The following is a 16,536-nucleotide window of genomic DNA, read 5'->3' as shown; positions in this document are numbered from 1 at the left end:
GAGAACTACAAGATGCATTATAAAAAAAACAATAAATTAAAAAAATGGCTCCTCTTTTTTTTAATTACCATATCTACAAATATATATGCCCAAGTTTATATTATAAACAACCAAACCCTTGATCCCTCAGATTGGGATACAAGCTCAACCTCCTTGAGTGATATAGATAATAATAAATTTATCTTATTACAATATTACAATTATGCTGAGCGTAAAAAAATAGCAGAAACAAAACAACAAAATCTTAATGAATTAAGTAATGAAATACTGAATCTAAATAACAGTAATATTGATTTGGAAATAGCTAATATTCAAGAACAGCTATCGACAATGAAAAAAGAATCTGAGGAGGCTATAAAATTTTTATCAACCTATACTCTTCCTGAGTTAAAACAGCTAAATCAACTGGAGCAAGATAACCTTCAAAAGATAATTCTCTTACAAGAACAAATAAACAGTTTTACTCATAAATAAAATTACCTCCGCTTAAAAAATATATTGCATATAAAAATGCCGTCTGAAACCAAAGTTTCAGACGGCATTTTTCAAACCATCAGATAATTACACGCCTTTTTTATCCAAATAGCTTTCGTAATCGCCCAAATAATGTTCATAACCACCTTTACCATCCAACTCGATAATCTGAGTGGCCAAAGAAGATACGAACTGACGGTCGTGCGATACGAAAATCAGCGTACCTTTATATTTTTCCAAAGCCATATTCAGCGACTCGATACTTTCCATATCCATATGGTTGGTAGGTTCGTCCATCACCAATACGTTCGGCTTGAGCAAAATCAGTTTGCCGTACAGCATACGGCCTTTTTCACCGCCCGAGAGTACCTGTACCTGCTTTACAACATCGTTACTGCCGAACAGTAAACGGCCGAGGGTACCGCGAATCACTTGTTCGTCATCACCTTCTTGCCCCCATTGGCGCATCCATTCGGTGAGGTCCATCTCAACATCGAAATCGTTTTCATGGTCTTGCGGATAGTAGCCCACATTGGCTTTTTCCGCCCATTTAATCGTGCCTGCATCGGCTTCTACACCTTCACCGTACTCTGCGTCAAATGCGCCGGCCAATAATTTCAGCAGAGTGGATTTACCTGCACCGTTAGGGCCGATAATCGCTAATCGCTCACCGGCTTCCAGCATAAAGTTGAGGTTTTTAAACAATTGGGTTTCAAAACGTTTGCTCAGCCCTTCTACCTCTACGGCTTGACGGTGTAATTTGGCTTTTTCATCAGTTTCAAAGCGGATATACGGGTTTTGGCGGGTAGAAGGCTTCACTTCTACCATTTCTGCTTTAATCTTATCTGCCTGTTTCAGACGGCTTGTAGCTTGACGGGCTTTAGATTTGTTGGCGCTAAACCGCGCCACGAACTCTTGCAGCTCTTGCAGCTTTTCTTTGGCCTTCGCATTGTCTTTCATTGCCCGTTCGCGTGATTGAGCCGAAGCCAACATATAATCATCGTAATTTCCCGGATAAATGGTGATGCTGTTGTAATCGACATCAGCCATATGAGTGCACACTTCATTTAAAAAGTGGCGGTCGTGCGAGATGATAATCATTGTGGAATCGTATTGGTTCAACACACCTTCCAACCAACGGATAGTATTGATATCCAAGTTGTTGGTTGGTTCGTCGAGCAGCAACACATCCGGTTTTGAAAACAGCGCCTGCGCCAGCAAAACGCGTAGTTTGAAACTGGGAGCAACTTCACTCATCAGAGCATTATGCAAATCTTCAGAAATACCTACGCCGCTGAGCAATTCGGCAGCACGCGCTTCGGCGGTATAGCCGTCGTACTCGGCAAATTTGGCCTCCAATTCGGCAGCACGCATGTAATCGTCTTCGGTAGCATCAAGATTGGCATAGATAGCGTCACGCTCCGTCATGGCCGCCCACATTTCTGCATGCCCCATCATCACTACGTCTAACACGCGCATATCTTCGTAGGCAAACTGGTCTTGCCGTAATTTACCCAAGCGTACACCGTTTTCAATCGCTACTTCGCCGCTGGTCGGTTCCAAATCACCGCCTAGGATTTTCATAAATGTGGACTTACCCGAACCGTTGGCACCGATCAGGCCGTAACGGTTGCCCTCACCGAATTTCACAGACACATTTTCAAACAGCGGCTTGGCGCCGAACTGCATGGTAATGCCGTTAGTAGAAATCATTTTATATCAACCTTATGCAACGGAAAGCCCCGCCAGCTACCGCTCTGCTTACCGATAAGGGTAAGGCTTTGAACCGGCCGCTTCGGAGCTTCCCCAAATTATTCAAATCGGCGTCGATTGTACCATATTCATACTAACCCTGCCGCCTTATCTGCCTGCTTAACGATTATCTCAACAGGCCGTCTGAATAATTAATCCAACACCCGCTGCTGCGGCAAACGTCCTGCCCAATCGCAGGCAAACTGCCAAGCCGTCCGCCCCGAGCGGCTGCCGCGCATCAACGACCAATTCAAAGCAGCTTGGCGGGCGGTATCGTCCAGCGGCAAACCGAACTCATCCAACCAATTGGCAACAGCCTGTAAATAATCATTCTGATCAAACGGATAAAAACTCAACCACAAACCGAAACGGTCGGAAAGAGATACTTTTTCTTCTACCGCCTCTTTCGGATGCACTTCCCCGCGAATACCGGTTACGGCAGTATTTTCATCCATATATTCCGGCATCAAATGGCGTCGATTGGAAGTGGCATAAACCAAAACATTGACACAACGTTGCGACAAGCCACCGTCTAATGCGGTTTTCAAAGCTTTATAAGTATCTTCACCGCTTTCAAATGATAAATCATCACAAAAAACAATAAATTTCTCAGGCCGCTTCGATAATATCGGCAATAAGGCGGGCAAACTTACCAAATCGGTTTTATCCACCTCAATCAATCGTAACCCCCGCCCTGCGTATTCGTGCAGCAAAGCTTTAACCAGTGAAGATTTACCCGTACCGCGTGCACCGGTCATCAATACATTATTAGCCGGCCGGCCTTCAAGAAACTGTTCGGTATTACGTACCAACCGCTGTATTTGATTATCCACCGCAGCCAAGCGGCTCAAAGGGAAGGTATGCGGCTGCGGCAAACTTTCCAAAATACCGCTCCTACCCACCGTTTGCCAGCGAAAAGCCAATGCCTGCCAATCCGGTTCAGCAGTTTCGGGGGGCAACAAAGCATCGAGCCGCTTCAACACCGAAGCGGCGAGTTTGAAAAATTTAGCGGGTTTCATACATATTCCTTTTCAGACGGCATCACTTGAATATACAGCCAACGATTATGCAGTGTGCAACAGATATAAACAAGAAAAGGCCGTCTGAAACATCATTTTCAAACGGCCTTTAAGGAACCCTTTTCTACAACACCGTATGCGGCGGTTCGTAATGAATAATACCGCGGATTTTGTTGTGCTCGTTCACCAATACCACTTTCGGTTCGTGTTTTTGCGCTTCTTCGTTGCTCATCAACACATACGACATGATGATCACGATATCGCCTTTCTGAACCAAACGCGCGGCGGCACCGTTTAAGCAAATAACACCGCTACCGCGCTCGCCGGGAATGGTATAGGTTTCGAGGCGGGCTCCGTTGTTGTTATTGACGATTTGTACTTTTTCATTCACACAAATGCCTGCGGCATCAAGCAGGTCTTGGTCTATCGTAATGCTTCCGACATAATTCAAATCGGCTTCCGTAACGGTTGCACGATGAATTTTGCCGCCTAACATGGTACGGAACATGGTTTTCTTTCTGCTAAATCAAATTCAATCTTTTAAAGCATTCAGACGGCATCTGAGGCCGTCTGAAATCTATACTGCCGGATTATACACGCTTTCAAACGGCCTGTATTATAAACCCAAAGCCGCTTTTGCCCATACCAGATATGGAGTAAACCCTCTATGCACAGGCTGCATCAGAACCTGCGGGCACTCATAGCTGTGCAAACGCAAAATAGTTTTTTCTACCTTTTTATAATGGCAGCGGGCAGATTTAATAGTAATGCGGATTTCATCTTCGCAAACCGCTTCTCCCTGCCAACAGTAATGGCTGGTGATGCTTTCATATTGAACACACGCCGCCAAACCTTTTTCCAATAAAGCCGCACCTATCCGGCGCGCTTCATCGAGATTCGGAGCGGTGGTGGTGATAATAACCGGTTTGAAATGTGCCACAGGCTGGATACCTTACATGAAGTTTAAAACCGGCCAACCGTTGGCCATTGCCTCTTTTTGCAGTTCCTCGTCCGGATTCACAGCTACCGGATCAGAAACAATACGCAGCAGCGGTAAATCATTTTTTGAATCACTGTAAAAATAGATTTTTCCGTAGCTGGAGAAGCTTTCGCCGCGCTTGGCAAGCCATTCGTTTAAGCGCGTGATTTTACCCTCTTTCAAACTGGGCGTACCGATATATGCGCCGGTATAGCGGCCGTCCGTACCGACTTCAAGCTGCGTACCGATAATATTTTCAATGCCGAACAAATGGCAAATCGGGGTAATGATAAATTCATTAGTCGAAGAAATGACTAACAATTCATCGCCTGCGTCGCGGTGGCTTTGTACCAGCATTTTTGCCATCGGGCTAATATGCGGCAGGATAAACTCCTGTGTAAACTCACGGTGCATTTGCGCCAATTCTTCCATATCGAAGCGGCTTAACGGCTCTAACTGAAATTTTAAAAATTCATCTATATCGAGACAGCCATTTTTGTAGTCTTGATAAAATTTATCGTTTTTGATACGCACAAACTCTGCATCCACTACGCCCTTTTTCATCAGGTATTGCGGCCAGGTGTTATCGGAATCAATGTTGATTAATGTGTTGTCGAGATCGAAAATGGCGAGGTTTTTCATTCGGCTTCCTGTTGTTTTAAAAGTTGGCGCAACAACGGCAGAGTAATACGTTTACCCAATGTAACCGCGTAGCTGTCGAGCGTATCAAGCATCTGCATTAGACTGTCCATATCTCGGCGCCAATGGTTCAGCAGGTATTCGAAAATTTCAGGCTCCACGGTAATCTGACGCGCCGCCGCCATGCTCATCAAAGCATTGATTTTTTCCTCATCAGTCAACGGTTTGACTTCATATACCAAGCAATAACCCATGCGTGTGCGTAAGTCTTCCCGAATCATCAGCCGTTGCGGCGGCGCATCTGCGGAAAGCAGCAAGAAGCCCTTACCGCTGTTACGGAATCGGTTGAATATGCTGAATAATAAAGCCTGCTCTTCATCACCGAGCTTATCCGCTTGGTCGATGGCGAGATAATCGGCATCAAATGCTTCTTCGGTAAGCGGCATACCGGCCGCATCAATATAAGCGGCACGGTAACCTGCCGCCAAAGCCTGTACTATCCATGCCTGCAACAAATGGCTTTTCCCCGACCCCGGCTGACCCCAAACATAAATAAACTGGCCGTGCTGCTGTTGCAGCACATGCACAAGCTCTGCATTGGCGGTACCCAAAAACTTATCAAATGCCGGATAAGCATCGGCGGAAAAATCAAAAATCAGCTGGTTCACAAGGCTAACCGGTAGACTGGAAAACATCTGATTGTACGTTGTTTCAACGTTCAGCGGCAAGCTGCGCCGTATAGGCGGCTGATTTGGCGCGACTACTTTTTTCGCTTAAAATGATGAACTTTTATACAAGCTATGCCGTCTGAAAGCCTGCTTGGGGCTTTACAACAAATATTTCATATTTATATCTGAAAGAACACCGTGATCAGTACCATTATTGATTTTATTCTCCATATCGACCAACATCTGGCTGCATTGTCGGCAGAGTACGGGCTATGGATTTATGCCATTTTGTTTTTAATTATTTTCTGTGAAACCGGCTTGGTGGTTACTCCTTTCCTGCCCGGAGATTCATTATTGTTTGCGGCAGGCGGTATTGCTGCTGTGGGCGGTATGAACATTCATGTGATGGTACTGCTGCTGCTGATTGCCGCTATTGTAGGCGATGCGGTTAATTTCATGATCGGCAAGTATTTCGGCGCCAAATTGTTTGCCAATCCCGATTCCAAAATTTTCCGCCGCAGTTATCTGGAAAAAACCCACCGTTTTTATGAAAAACACGGCGGCAAGACTATCATTATCGCCCGATTCGTACCGATTGTACGCACATTCGCCCCCTTCGTTGCAGGCATGAGTGATATGCATTACGGCCGCTTTCTGCACTATAACGTTATCGGCGCGGTTTTATGGGTAGCCTCTTTTTCATACGCTGGGTATTTTTTCGCAAATCTACCGATCGTCAAAAACAACCTTAGTTTGGTATTGGCCGCGATCATCGTTATTTCCATATTGCCAGGCATTATCGAAATTATCCGGGCCCGTCGCTCAGGTCAAACCAACGAATAGAAGCCAGCCCAAACAAATACGCACAACCAACTTAAAAAAAGCCGCTTACCTATAGGCTATAGGCAAGCGGCTTTTTTATTAGCTTGATTAATAGAAGGCTATTTACTTCTCTTGCTTCTGATTCCAATGAAAAGGCGAGCGCGGTCCATATAAAATACCTTTCGAGCCGCCTGCATTGAGTAAACGCTGTGCGGTCATTCCGGCGATTTCATAGCTTTTATCACCAATATTGCTGGCAATCTGCTGAACTGCTGCCTGTACCAACATAACCAGTAATCCTTGCTGACTCTGATTTTCCGTACTGGAAGCAGTTGCCTCTCCGCGCCACAACTCTTGGCCGCTGCGAGCATCGACCAATATTGCATCAGCAGTTACACGGGTATCGCTTACCAATACTTTATAGCTGGTACCGTATTGTTTCACCTTAAGATAAAGCACTGCATCCGCTCCGAAAATTTCATGCAACTTACTGAGCTGAACAGCGTGAATATCCGCAGAATGATCCAAACCGTTTTGTCGGAAAGTTTGCTGCACTACCGCCACGGGAAACACATAATAGCCAGCTTCGGCTAAAGGTAAAGTGGTTTGCGACAAAAAGCCGTTCACCGCATTAACATCGGGCGATTCGTTTACCGGCGGCAATACTAAAATAGAACGCGGATTACTGGCTTTAAAGGCACTATAGTCATGAGGCACGGCTTGGCTCGCACAGCCCGCCAATAAAGCTGCAGCTAAAGCCGCTGCACATATACGCAACGTATTCATTTACCGGCTCCTTGGTTGGCTGATTTGTTTTTCAATAGAAAATCCATAAATTGCGCCGACTCGGGAAATCTTACCTTTTCTTCGTTAAATGCCTTTGCAGCCAGCTCGCCTCGCCCCATTTCTACATATAGCATACCCAACTGGGCATATACGCCGGGAGCAACCGCCTTGTTTTTAGATTTAGCCTGCTCTAAATACTTTTCTAATTCAACCACTTGCTGATCAGGGGATTTTTTCCCCTGCATACCTTGATAAACGGTATCGGGGTATTTTTCCCAGTGATATAGAGTCTGTTGCGACGTACCGCACGCAGCCAGCATCGCAGCCAGCGGCAGCAAGAGTATTTTTTTCATTTTCCCTATCTCCCTTGATCTCCGTCAGATGCTTACTTCGCCGGCTGCCACATACCGCTATCGATACCGGCTACCAATTTATTTACTGCCTCACGAACGGCCAAATCCAACACTTTACCGCTTAAAGTAGAGTCATAGCTGGCCGTACCGCCGAAACCGATAATCTCACGGTTGGAAAGCGCGAACTCCCCTGCTCCTTGAGCCGAATACACGACTTCCGAGGTGGAAACGTTCACGACATTCAAATTCACTTTAGCATAAGCCACTTGGGTTTTACCGCGGCCTAAGATGCCAAACAATTGGTGATCGCCCACTTCCTTACGGCCAAACTCAGTTACATCACCGGTTACCACATATTGCGCGCCTTTCAACGCTTGTGTCTGCCCCCGGATACCGGCTTCCGCTTTGATTTCCGCCATATTACTGCGGTCAAGCACATTAAAGCGGCCGCTTTGCTGCAAATGGGTTACCAAAATGGTTTTTGCCTGATTACCCAAACGGTCTGCGCCGTCTGAAAACACACCTTGCTGGAAGCTTGAACGGTTGTCGAACTTACCTACCGCAATCGGGCTGCGCACACCTTGATATTGTGCCGCGGTAGCCGCACCTGCCACTTGCGCGGTTTCCAATACGCGCGAAGATTCGGTGGCACATGCACCCAATGCAAATACTGTGGTAAGGAGTAAGGTTTTTACACAAAACTGCTTCATTTTTATACCTTTCTATCATTATATTGAGTATCCGGCCATCTGAATCGCCTATACTTTTCAGACGGCCTGAAAAACTATTTTTTTGAGATTCAACTTTTTATTATATGCGGTATGTGCCAAAACAGACAAATCATCATGATTGTCCGGAATTGAATTAAAGCCCAATATTCTACAAATTAATTTTCAGCTTCAGCCAATGCAGCCGCTCATAACCATGCTTTCTAAAAAATAATTCGATACATAACAGTATTGAAAACCGATTATCTATATAATTCTGCCAGCCACTATATTGATTTTTTCATATGATGTTCCAAACCCAACCCTTCAACGCACTGACTATTCCCATCGAAAGAACCAACCTGATCGAAGCCTCTGCGGGCACTGGTAAAACCTACGGCATAGCAGCCCTTTTTACCCGCCTGATTGTGCTTGAAAAAATGGCTGTGGAAAGAATCTTAGTCGTTACCTTCACAAAAGCTGCCACCGCCGAACTGAAAACCCGCCTGCGCGCACGGTTGGAAGACGCATTAGAAGTATTGGAAACATTAACCCCCGGCATCGAACTGATCCGTCACGATACCGACTATCAAGCACTGCACACCCTCTACCGGCAATACCGCCGGCAAGAAGAGGCTCCCGATGATTTTATATTCAAGCTGCTTGCCGAAGCTTTGAAAAAAGAAAACCTGCCTCGGCTGGTTATCCGTTTGAAAGCCGCCATTGCCGATTTCGACAGTGCGGCCATTTTCACCATACACGGTTTCTGCCAACGGCTTTTGCGCGATTACGCTTTTCTATGCCAAGTACCCTTCGATACCGAGCTTACCGAGCAAAACGACGAGCGCCTACTTCTACCCGCCCAAGATTTTTGGCGCACCCGTATTGCGAACAATCCCACCTTGGCACGTTTGGTATATGAACACAAATATACTCCGCAAAACATGCTGGCATCATTGCGCCGGTTTCTCAACCGCCCCCATCTGAATTTCAGACGGCCCAATGCCGACTTAGATAAAATTGAAGCGGAATTACACACCTGCTGGCAGGATGTCCGCAACCGACTGCCCGAACTTATCCGTATTTTCTGGAATGTCCGTCCTACGCTAAACGGTAACAGCTACCGTGAAAGCACATTTAAAGAACTGTTCGCCGAATTGCAATATGCGGCTGATAACGGTCTGATTCCCGGAGATTCCAAAGGCAAATTGGCTGATCTGGATGCCGAAATACTACAAAGTAAGCTAAAGAAAGGCCAAACTGCCAACCACGAAGCATTTAAGCAACTGCATATATTGGCCGAACTAGGCCGTCTGAAAACAGCGCACGAAGAAGCCGCAACGGCCGTTCTCACCGCCTTGCAAATAGATATGCTGGTTTACCTTAACCAGGCACAGGCCGAATACAAAAAATCCAACCGGGAACGCGACTTTGATGATCTGCTGATTGATGTCCACAATGCTCTCAACGAAAGCCCTCTTGGACATACCTTTGCAAAAACGGTAGCAGAGAACTGGCAAGTAGCCCTGATAGACGAATTCCAAGATACCGACCCACTACAATACGGCATCTTCCGTGATATTTTTATCCGGCACGGCAACCCTCTATTTTTGGTGGGCGACCCCAAACAGGCTATTTACAGCTTTCGCGGTGCCGATATTTATGCCTATCTGCAGGCAGCCAAAGATGCCGAATATCACTATACGCTCGATATAAACTATCGAAGCCACACGGCCTTGGTAGACGGCATCAGTGCATTGTTTAACCAAAAGCAACGCCCGTTTGTACTCGAAGACCTTGATTTTGCAGAGGTCCGCGCGCAACGTAACGAAAGCAGGCTGGATCCGCCGCAAAATGTCATCCGCATCCGCTGGCTGCACGGCAATGAAACCGAAGCCGTCAGTAAAGAAGTCCTACGCCGCAGGGCGGCCGATTATTGTGCCGATGAAATCGCCGGTATCCTAAACCAAGCCGAAACAGGCCGTCTGAACTTTCAAGGAGAGCCGCTGCAATCCGGCCATATCGCCGTGCTCGTACGCACCCACAACGAAGGGCATATGATAGCCGGAGCGCTCAAAGCCCGAAACGTTCAGAGCGTATTAATCTACCACGATTCGGTATTTGCAGCCGAAGAGGCCGCTGCCCTTGCGGCTCTGATCTCCTTTTGGCTTCAACCCCAACGTACCGAGCTTTTAAGATTTGTATTGAGCAGCGTCCTTTTCGGTTTTACTGCTGCCGACCTACACACCCTAAACCAAAGCGAAGCCGAATTATCCGAGTGGATACATTCGGCCGAAACGGCCGCACAACAATGGCAACAACACGGTTTTTACGCCGCCATGCAGGCTTTTTCCTCCCGCCACGGTATAGAAACCCATCTGCTTGCCTCCGGTAACGAACGCAGCCTTACTAATTATCATCAGCTTCTGGAAAAACTGGCCGAAGAAGACGAACAAAGCCACACGCCCGCTGCACTGCTCCAATGGCTTCAGGCACAAATTCAAAGCGCACATAGCGGTAAATCTGCCAAAAGCAACATCCTACGTTTGGAAAGCGACGAAGCACTGGTCAAAATCGTCACCATCCATGCCTCAAAAGGATTGGAGTATCCGCTGGTGTTCTGCCCTTTTATTTGGGATGCGGCTAAAAACACTCCGGATGATTGGCAGGTTTTACACACGCCCTCCGGCGGCACCGAATTACTGGCCAAACACCAGCTCGACAGCAGCAACGAACAACAATTAGCCGATGAAACCGCCTCGGAAAACCTGCGTCTTTTATATGTAGCCCTTACCCGTGCTGCGGAACAGCTAACCATCTATGCAGGCTATTGCAACAATACGCCCGATAATACTTTTGCCTATTTATTGGAAGGTACGCCGCAAACAAGCCGTGAAGACACGGCCGCTGCATATATGGCCGAAAGAAAAAGCAACAAAGCCGCCGGAGAAATGCAGATGTTTTATCGGAATTGGCAAAGCTTTGTGCAAAAACACCCCGATAGCGGTATTGCCTTATGCAACGATATCCCGCCTCCCGCCGTTTACCACGCAAACAACAGCACACAAGGCAACTATCAGGCACATATTCTGCCTGAACGCATATTCGAATTTATCCGACATACCAGCTTTACCGGCTTAAGCAGAACCACCCCCGCCCACGACTACGAATACAGCGAACTGCAACCCACGCTCGACCCCGCCGAAGCAGGCTTGTCCAACCTGCCCGTATCCGGCACCGATACTGCCGAAGCCGACAGCATCTTCGATTTCCCACGCGGTGCGGCTGCCGGTATCTGCCTGCATGAACTACTTGAGAAATTTAATTTCAATCTTTCCGCCGTCGAACAAACTGAATTGATCCGCACCACGTTAGCCAAACACAGCTTTGATGCGGAGTATTGGTATTCTTCTATTGCGTCCATGCTCGAACATACCCGCCGAACACAGCTCACGGGGAAATACGCCTTGGCCGATATACCAACCAAACAGCGTTTGCCCGAAATGGGGTTTGTATTGCACATGGAGGATTTCAAACTACCGCATATCCGAACATGGTTGGCCCAAGACCACATACGTTTGCCGCAGGTGTGCATTGATGCCGCCGCACTACTCGACTTCAGCGACGTAAAAGGTTTTTTGAACGGCTTTATCGATATGGTCTATCAGGATTCAGACGGCCATGTCTGCATTATCGACTACAAATCCAATCACTTAGGCAATAGCAGCAATGATTACAGCGCAGAGAATATGGATACCGCCATGGCCGAGCACCACTATTATCTTCAAGCCCTCATTTACGCCATTGCCACTGCGCGTTATTTCAAACAACGCGGCCGCCCGCTGCAAACGGTTGCTGTCCGCTATCTGTTTTTACGCGGCCTGAACAATAACGGCAACGGCGTATGGTCTTGGGATATCGATACGGCCGATCTTGCGCCCTGGCTTTGATTTCATATTCCATCAATATATATTTGATCCGAGCTAAATCCGGCGGGCTAAATGTGACCGTGCTTTCGGAATACCACCGATCATTTGAAAATCAATACGTCCGCGCGTGCGGTTACCGATTAAATAATAAAAAACAGCTGCCTACCAAAATAAAAGGCCGTCTGAAACTTTCAGACGGCCTTTTATTATTTATACCAAGCGGCATTAATCCAAGCTTTCATTATTCGGCGGTGCCAATACCGTACGGTTACCGTTGGTTTCCGGTGCCGATACGATACCGTCCGCCTCCATCTGATCAATCAAACGTGCCGCACGGTTATACCCGATGCGCAATTGACGCTGTACAGATGAAATGCTCGCCTTGCGTGTTTTCAATACGCAGGCAACCGCTTCGTCATACATCGGATCAAGTTCGCCATCATTATTACGCCCGCTGTTGGCATTGCTGAACATATCATCACTGCCGACACCGGCAGTCAGAATATCATCTACATAATTGGGTTCGCCAAACTGTTTCAAATATTCGACCACTTTATGCACTTCTTCATCAGATGCGAATGCACCGTGCACACGCTGCGGATAACCCGTTCCGGGCGGTAAAAACAACATATCGCCTTGGCCGAGAAGGTTTTCCGCACCCATTTGATCCAAAATGGTACGGCTATCCACCTTACTCGATACTTGGAATGCGATACGGGTCGGAATATTGGCCTTAATCAAACCGGTAATCACATCCACACTCGGGCGTTGGGTAGCCAAAATCAAATGGATACCCGCTGCGCGGGCTTTTTGCGCCAACCGCGCAATCAGCTCTTCGATTTTCTTACCTGCCGTCATCATCAAATCGGCAAATTCGTCTACCACAACCACAATAAACGGTAATTTTTCCAAAGGTTCCGGATCAGCGGGCGTCAGTGAGAACGGGTTTGCCAACTTTTCACCGCGTGCGGCGGCTTCGGCTACTTTTTGGTTGAAGCCTGCCAAATTGCGCACACCCATATGGCTCATCAGGCGGTAACGTTTTTCCATTTCGTTCACACACCAATTAAGTGCGTTTGCCGCCAGTTTCATATCGGTTACCACGGGTGCGAGCAAATGCGGGATACCTTCGTAAATACTCAATTCGAGCATTTTCGGATCGATCATAATCATGCGGACTTCTTCGGGCGTTGCCTTGAAGAGCATGGAAAGAATCATTGCATTCACACCTACCGACTTACCCGAACCGGTCGTGCCTGCTACCAAAAGGTGGGGGGCCTTGGCCAAATCGGTTACTACCGGTTCACCGGTAATATCCTGCCCTAAAGCCAAGGTCAGCTTAGATTTGGAATCTTGGAATGCAGGGGCATTAAAAATCTCGCTCAAGCGTATCATCTGCCGTTTCGGATTCGGCAACTCCAAGCCCATACAGCTTTTACCCGGTATGGTTTCCACTACTCGGATAGAAGCGACACTCAGCGAGCGGGCCAAATCTTTTTCCAAATTCAATACCGCATTACCGCGCACGCCGACATCAGGCTCGATTTCATAGCGGGTAATCACCGGCCCGGCATAAGCATCCATCACTTTGACTTTAACTTTAAACTCAGCCAGCTTTTCTTCAATCGTAATGCTGTTTTCCAATAAGGCCTCTTCCGTTTGGGCGGCACTCGGATCGTATTGCGGTGGCAAAAGCAAATCTACAGAAGGCAAACGGTTTTCAGACGGCATATGCACTGCCGGATTTGCCGTTTGGGTTTGGGTTTGGGTTTGGGCTTGCTGCATAGGCGCCGGAGAAGTACCGCATTGCCCTTCTTCCGCCTCTGGTTCAAATGTTTCTTCGCCCAAAACCTCCGCCAGCGGGCTGCGTTGCGGCACATGCTCGGTAAATACGGCAGCCGATTCGCTAATCAAACGATCGGTAATCGACCAACGGGGAGTATCGCTGATATGCGCGCTCGCCGTTACGGGTGCCGGTTCCGGCAATATTTCAACCTCATCCGCTACATGGGGATATATTTCCGCTTCCTGAAATACAGGTGGCGGCGGAATATCGATTGCAGGCATTTCTATTTCAGGAACGGGGGGAGGCTCTACCACCGTAGCCGTCGGAGCAGGAATCACCGCCGCCGTATAAGGCGTAAAGCGGGTCGAAATCGGAGCCGTGGCTTTAGGCGTTTGGAGCCGGATCGCATGACTTTGCTCCACCCGGGCCGCCTCGGGAATTACGCTCTCGCGCATAGCCGTACTTACCCGGCGGATACGCTGGCGGTTTACCGGCGAATCCGTTTTAGCCAAGTTAGCCAGAATCTCTCCCTCAGGAATCACATTAGGTATAACCTCCTGTACCGGGCTTTCGGCTGAAACCTGGCGACGGCGCGCCAAACGCTGGCGCAACAGATTACTGCGGATATCGTCTTCACCGATAATCTTGGGCGCGGCAGAAGCATCGCCAATAGCTGCGGGGCGCGCTTCTGTTTTCGGGACATCATGGCTGATTTTCTGAACTTCCGCCAAAGTGCGGTTTCTCGTACGTACCAACGCGGGATCGTCCGGGCTGATGGTTTTCAGCTCTACCGGCGGCTTGGGCGTTTGTATGCCCTCCATTTCCAAAGCCGGCTTAAAATGCCAATTGATATCGACTACTTCCAAATCCGCGGGCGGCGGTGTTTTTACTGTCGCTACCGTTTCTTCCTCGGGAGATTTGATTAAATCGGCCAAAGGTGTCTCATGCAGGCTGCGGGTCGCTTCTTCCAAAGTAATAACGGGAAGGTCCGCATCAACTTTTTTTACCGGGCGGTATTCACTTTCTTCAAAAGTCAGATACGGCGCCGGCGCCATCGCCTTACCGCTCCTTACGGCTTCTGCCGGTTTCACCATAGGTTCCAATACGGCGCCGAACATGGGAATATCATGCGCACGGTCATTGCCGTTATCTTCACGGGCTGCTTCCAGAGGCTCTGCTTTTAACTGATGAACGGATGCTTCTGCTGCTTCCGACTGCTCCGGATTTACCGGCTTAGGCACGCTGTTGTTATCATCAACTTCGGCAAATTCTTCTGTTTTCGGCAATGCGGCAAAAATCGGCAAGTCATCAAGATTGTCGTTTTCAGACGGCATATTTCTACCGGAAATAGCATCCAACTTGCGACTGTGCTTTGGAGAAAGCTCGCGTAGCTTGGCAACCGTTTTTTCATACACCTGCCTTGCCTCTTCCGCGGCCTTGTGGCTTTGACGGATATTTTGCAGATTAGGGTCGGCACCGCGGATTTCTTTGGCAGGTTTCATTTCCGCCGCCCCACTGTTTTTTTCTCCGTTTTCATGGCGGCTCAGATAAGTCAGCTCGCGCATCCATTCCTGCTCTTGGCGATGACGGACCCAAAGTACACAGGCAATCGCACCGACCAAGATAATCAATAAAAAAATCCACAACATAAATACGGCAGTCCCGAATTAAGAAATCAGAAATCCCCAATGCTGCCGCCCATCCGGACAACAGGCCAAGCCATTGAAGCACTCTTCAGACAAATGCGTTATTTTAACGTGTTTTTGATATGAACAGAACCGCTTTCCGCCATCTGAAACCGCCCTCCGAATCAAATCGTACTGTATCAAGCCTTCCCCCGAACTTTTTACCTTCACAGCTGCATCTGCACGCGTATAATGCAATAGTTCGCCCTAAAATCTTCAAACTTTAGCGCCATGAATTTCCTTGCCTCTTGGTTCCCCCACACAATACTTGTCGGCGCCAATATTTTGTTATTGCTTATCTTGATTAAAACCGCCAAACCGGCCTTATCAGCCGTTCACAAACGGCTGCCGGCCTTTGCTGCCGCTGCGGTCGCATTAAGCATCTTATGGGGGCTTCACGTCGAACTGGGTGAAGGCCATTTGGCCGGAATGACTTATCATCTGCTTGGCATCAGCTTGGTAGTACTGATGCTGGGCGCCCCTGCTGCACTTTGGTTAGGCACCCTACTTTTGATTCCTTACACTTGGCTGCTGCACGGCGTGGAAAATCTAAGCGTCATCGGTATCAATACGTTGGCCTTACTGCTGCCTTCCATTTTACTGAATTTGAGTGTCCGTCGTTTCAGCCGCCGTCTGCCGCCGCATATTTTTATCTACATATTCGTCAATGGTTTTTTTACGGCAGCCGCCAGCATGATACTTACCGGCATAGTATTACTGCTCTGCCTTCAATTTACAGGGGCATACGAACCGGCGGTATTATGGGGAAACGCGTTTCCGGTATTTTTCCTGCTTACCTGGGGGGAAGGTTTTCTCAGCGGTATTTTTACGGCAATCTTTGTCGCGCTTGCACCCCAACTATTGATTACCTACGATGATGCCCGTTACCTGCAACCCAAACGCGAAATCTGGAAACCCTGATAACAATATTGCACAT

14 protein-coding genes are annotated in these 16,536 nt (G+C 47.8%); 4 read left to right on the top strand and 10 right to left on the bottom strand.

The genetic code is table 11. The features are described 5' to 3' along the window. Window positions 1-12 precede the first annotated feature (12 nt). Entirely contained in the window at window positions 13-474 is a 462-nt protein-coding gene (locus LVJ86_RS03225; RefSeq protein WP_047761166.1) for a hypothetical protein, read from the top strand. 87 nt (window positions 475-561) lie between these two features. Here LVJ86_RS03225 and LVJ86_RS03220 read toward each other — a convergent pair whose 3' ends face one another. The 6 genes from LVJ86_RS03220 to hda form a co-directional block, all read right to left on the bottom strand. Next, window positions 562-2,187 carry an ABC-F family ATPase gene (locus LVJ86_RS03220; RefSeq protein ID WP_047761165.1) on the bottom strand — a complete coding sequence of 542 codons (1,626 nt, stop codon included), beginning with the start codon at window positions 2,185-2,187 and terminating at the stop codon, window positions 562-564. Between the two features lie 191 nt (window positions 2,188-2,378). After that, window positions 2,379-3,245, bottom strand: a complete 867-nt coding sequence (locus LVJ86_RS03215; RefSeq protein ID WP_047761164.1) for an ATP-binding protein — start codon at window positions 3,243-3,245, stop codon at window positions 2,379-2,381. 124 nt (window positions 3,246-3,369) lie between these two features. Further along, window positions 3,370-3,753 carry an aspartate 1-decarboxylase gene (gene panD / locus LVJ86_RS03210; RefSeq protein ID WP_047761163.1) on the bottom strand — a complete coding sequence of 128 codons (384 nt, stop codon included), beginning with the start codon at window positions 3,751-3,753 and terminating at the stop codon, window positions 3,370-3,372. 108 nt (window positions 3,754-3,861) lie between these two features. Beyond that, on the bottom strand, window positions 3,862-4,185 hold the full coding sequence (gene cutA, locus LVJ86_RS03205; RefSeq protein ID WP_047761162.1) for a divalent-cation tolerance protein CutA: 324 nt from the start codon (window positions 4,183-4,185) through the stop codon (window positions 3,862-3,864). 12 nt (window positions 4,186-4,197) lie between these two features. Continuing rightward, window positions 4,198-4,866, bottom strand: coding sequence for a histidinol-phosphatase (locus tag LVJ86_RS03200; protein ID WP_047761161.1), 669 nt, complete (start codon window positions 4,864-4,866; stop codon window positions 4,198-4,200). Next, window positions 4,863-5,531 (bottom strand): DnaA regulatory inactivator Hda, encoded by a 669-nt coding sequence (hda, locus tag LVJ86_RS03195; RefSeq protein ID WP_047761186.1) that lies wholly within the window; start codon window positions 5,529-5,531, stop codon window positions 4,863-4,865. The genes LVJ86_RS03200 and hda overlap by 4 nt, the downstream gene beginning before the upstream one ends. Window positions 5,532-5,729: 198 nt before the next feature. Between hda and LVJ86_RS03190 the strand changes: the two genes are divergently transcribed. Beyond that, the gene (locus LVJ86_RS03190) at window positions 5,730-6,374 is read left to right on the top strand and encodes a DedA family protein (protein WP_047761160.1); all 645 of its coding nucleotides are present in this window, start codon (window positions 5,730-5,732) and stop codon (window positions 6,372-6,374) included. Between the two features lie 102 nt (window positions 6,375-6,476). Here the strand turns inward: LVJ86_RS03190 and LVJ86_RS03185 are convergent, their stop codons facing one another. Genes LVJ86_RS03185 through LVJ86_RS03175 form a run of 3 tightly spaced genes read right to left on the bottom strand, consistent with a single transcriptional unit; the run spans window position 6,477 to window position 8,202 of the window. Continuing rightward, window positions 6,477-7,130 carry a DUF799 domain-containing protein gene (locus LVJ86_RS03185; protein ID WP_414629259.1) on the bottom strand — a complete coding sequence of 218 codons (654 nt, stop codon included), beginning with the start codon at window positions 7,128-7,130 and terminating at the stop codon, window positions 6,477-6,479. Window positions 7,131-7,135: 5 nt separating this feature from the next. Further along, on the bottom strand, window positions 7,136-7,492 hold the full coding sequence (locus tag LVJ86_RS03180; RefSeq protein WP_047761158.1) for a DUF4810 domain-containing protein: 357 nt from the start codon (window positions 7,490-7,492) through the stop codon (window positions 7,136-7,138). Window positions 7,493-7,524: 32 nt separating this feature from the next. Further along, window positions 7,525-8,202, bottom strand: coding sequence for a CsgG/HfaB family protein (locus LVJ86_RS03175; RefSeq protein ID WP_047761157.1), 678 nt, complete (start codon window positions 8,200-8,202; stop codon window positions 7,525-7,527). 302 nt (window positions 8,203-8,504) lie between these two features. Here LVJ86_RS03175 and recB point away from each other — a divergent pair, with 302 nt between their 5' ends. Continuing rightward, window positions 8,505-12,149, top strand: a complete 3,645-nt coding sequence (gene recB, locus LVJ86_RS03170; protein ID WP_047761156.1) for an exodeoxyribonuclease V subunit beta — start codon at window positions 8,505-8,507, stop codon at window positions 12,147-12,149. A gap of 204 nt (window positions 12,150-12,353) precedes the next feature. Here recB and LVJ86_RS03165 read toward each other — a convergent pair whose 3' ends face one another. Next, window positions 12,354-15,563: a DNA translocase FtsK gene (locus tag LVJ86_RS03165; protein ID WP_047761155.1), complete on the bottom strand. Its 3,210-nt coding sequence runs from the start codon at window positions 15,561-15,563 to the stop codon at window positions 12,354-12,356. 267 nt (window positions 15,564-15,830) lie between these two features. Between LVJ86_RS03165 and LVJ86_RS03160 the strand changes: the two genes are divergently transcribed. Then, entirely contained in the window at window positions 15,831-16,520 is a 690-nt protein-coding gene (locus LVJ86_RS03160; protein ID WP_047761154.1) for an energy-coupling factor ABC transporter permease, read from the top strand. Window positions 16,521-16,536: the final 16 nt, after the last annotated feature.

This window comes from Neisseria arctica (assembly GCF_022870905.1).
GTDB lineage: Bacteria > Pseudomonadota > Gammaproteobacteria > Burkholderiales > Neisseriaceae > Neisseria > Neisseria arctica.
Note: the sequence above shows the minus strand (reverse complement) of the source record. Positions and strands in the feature narration are given on the sequence as shown.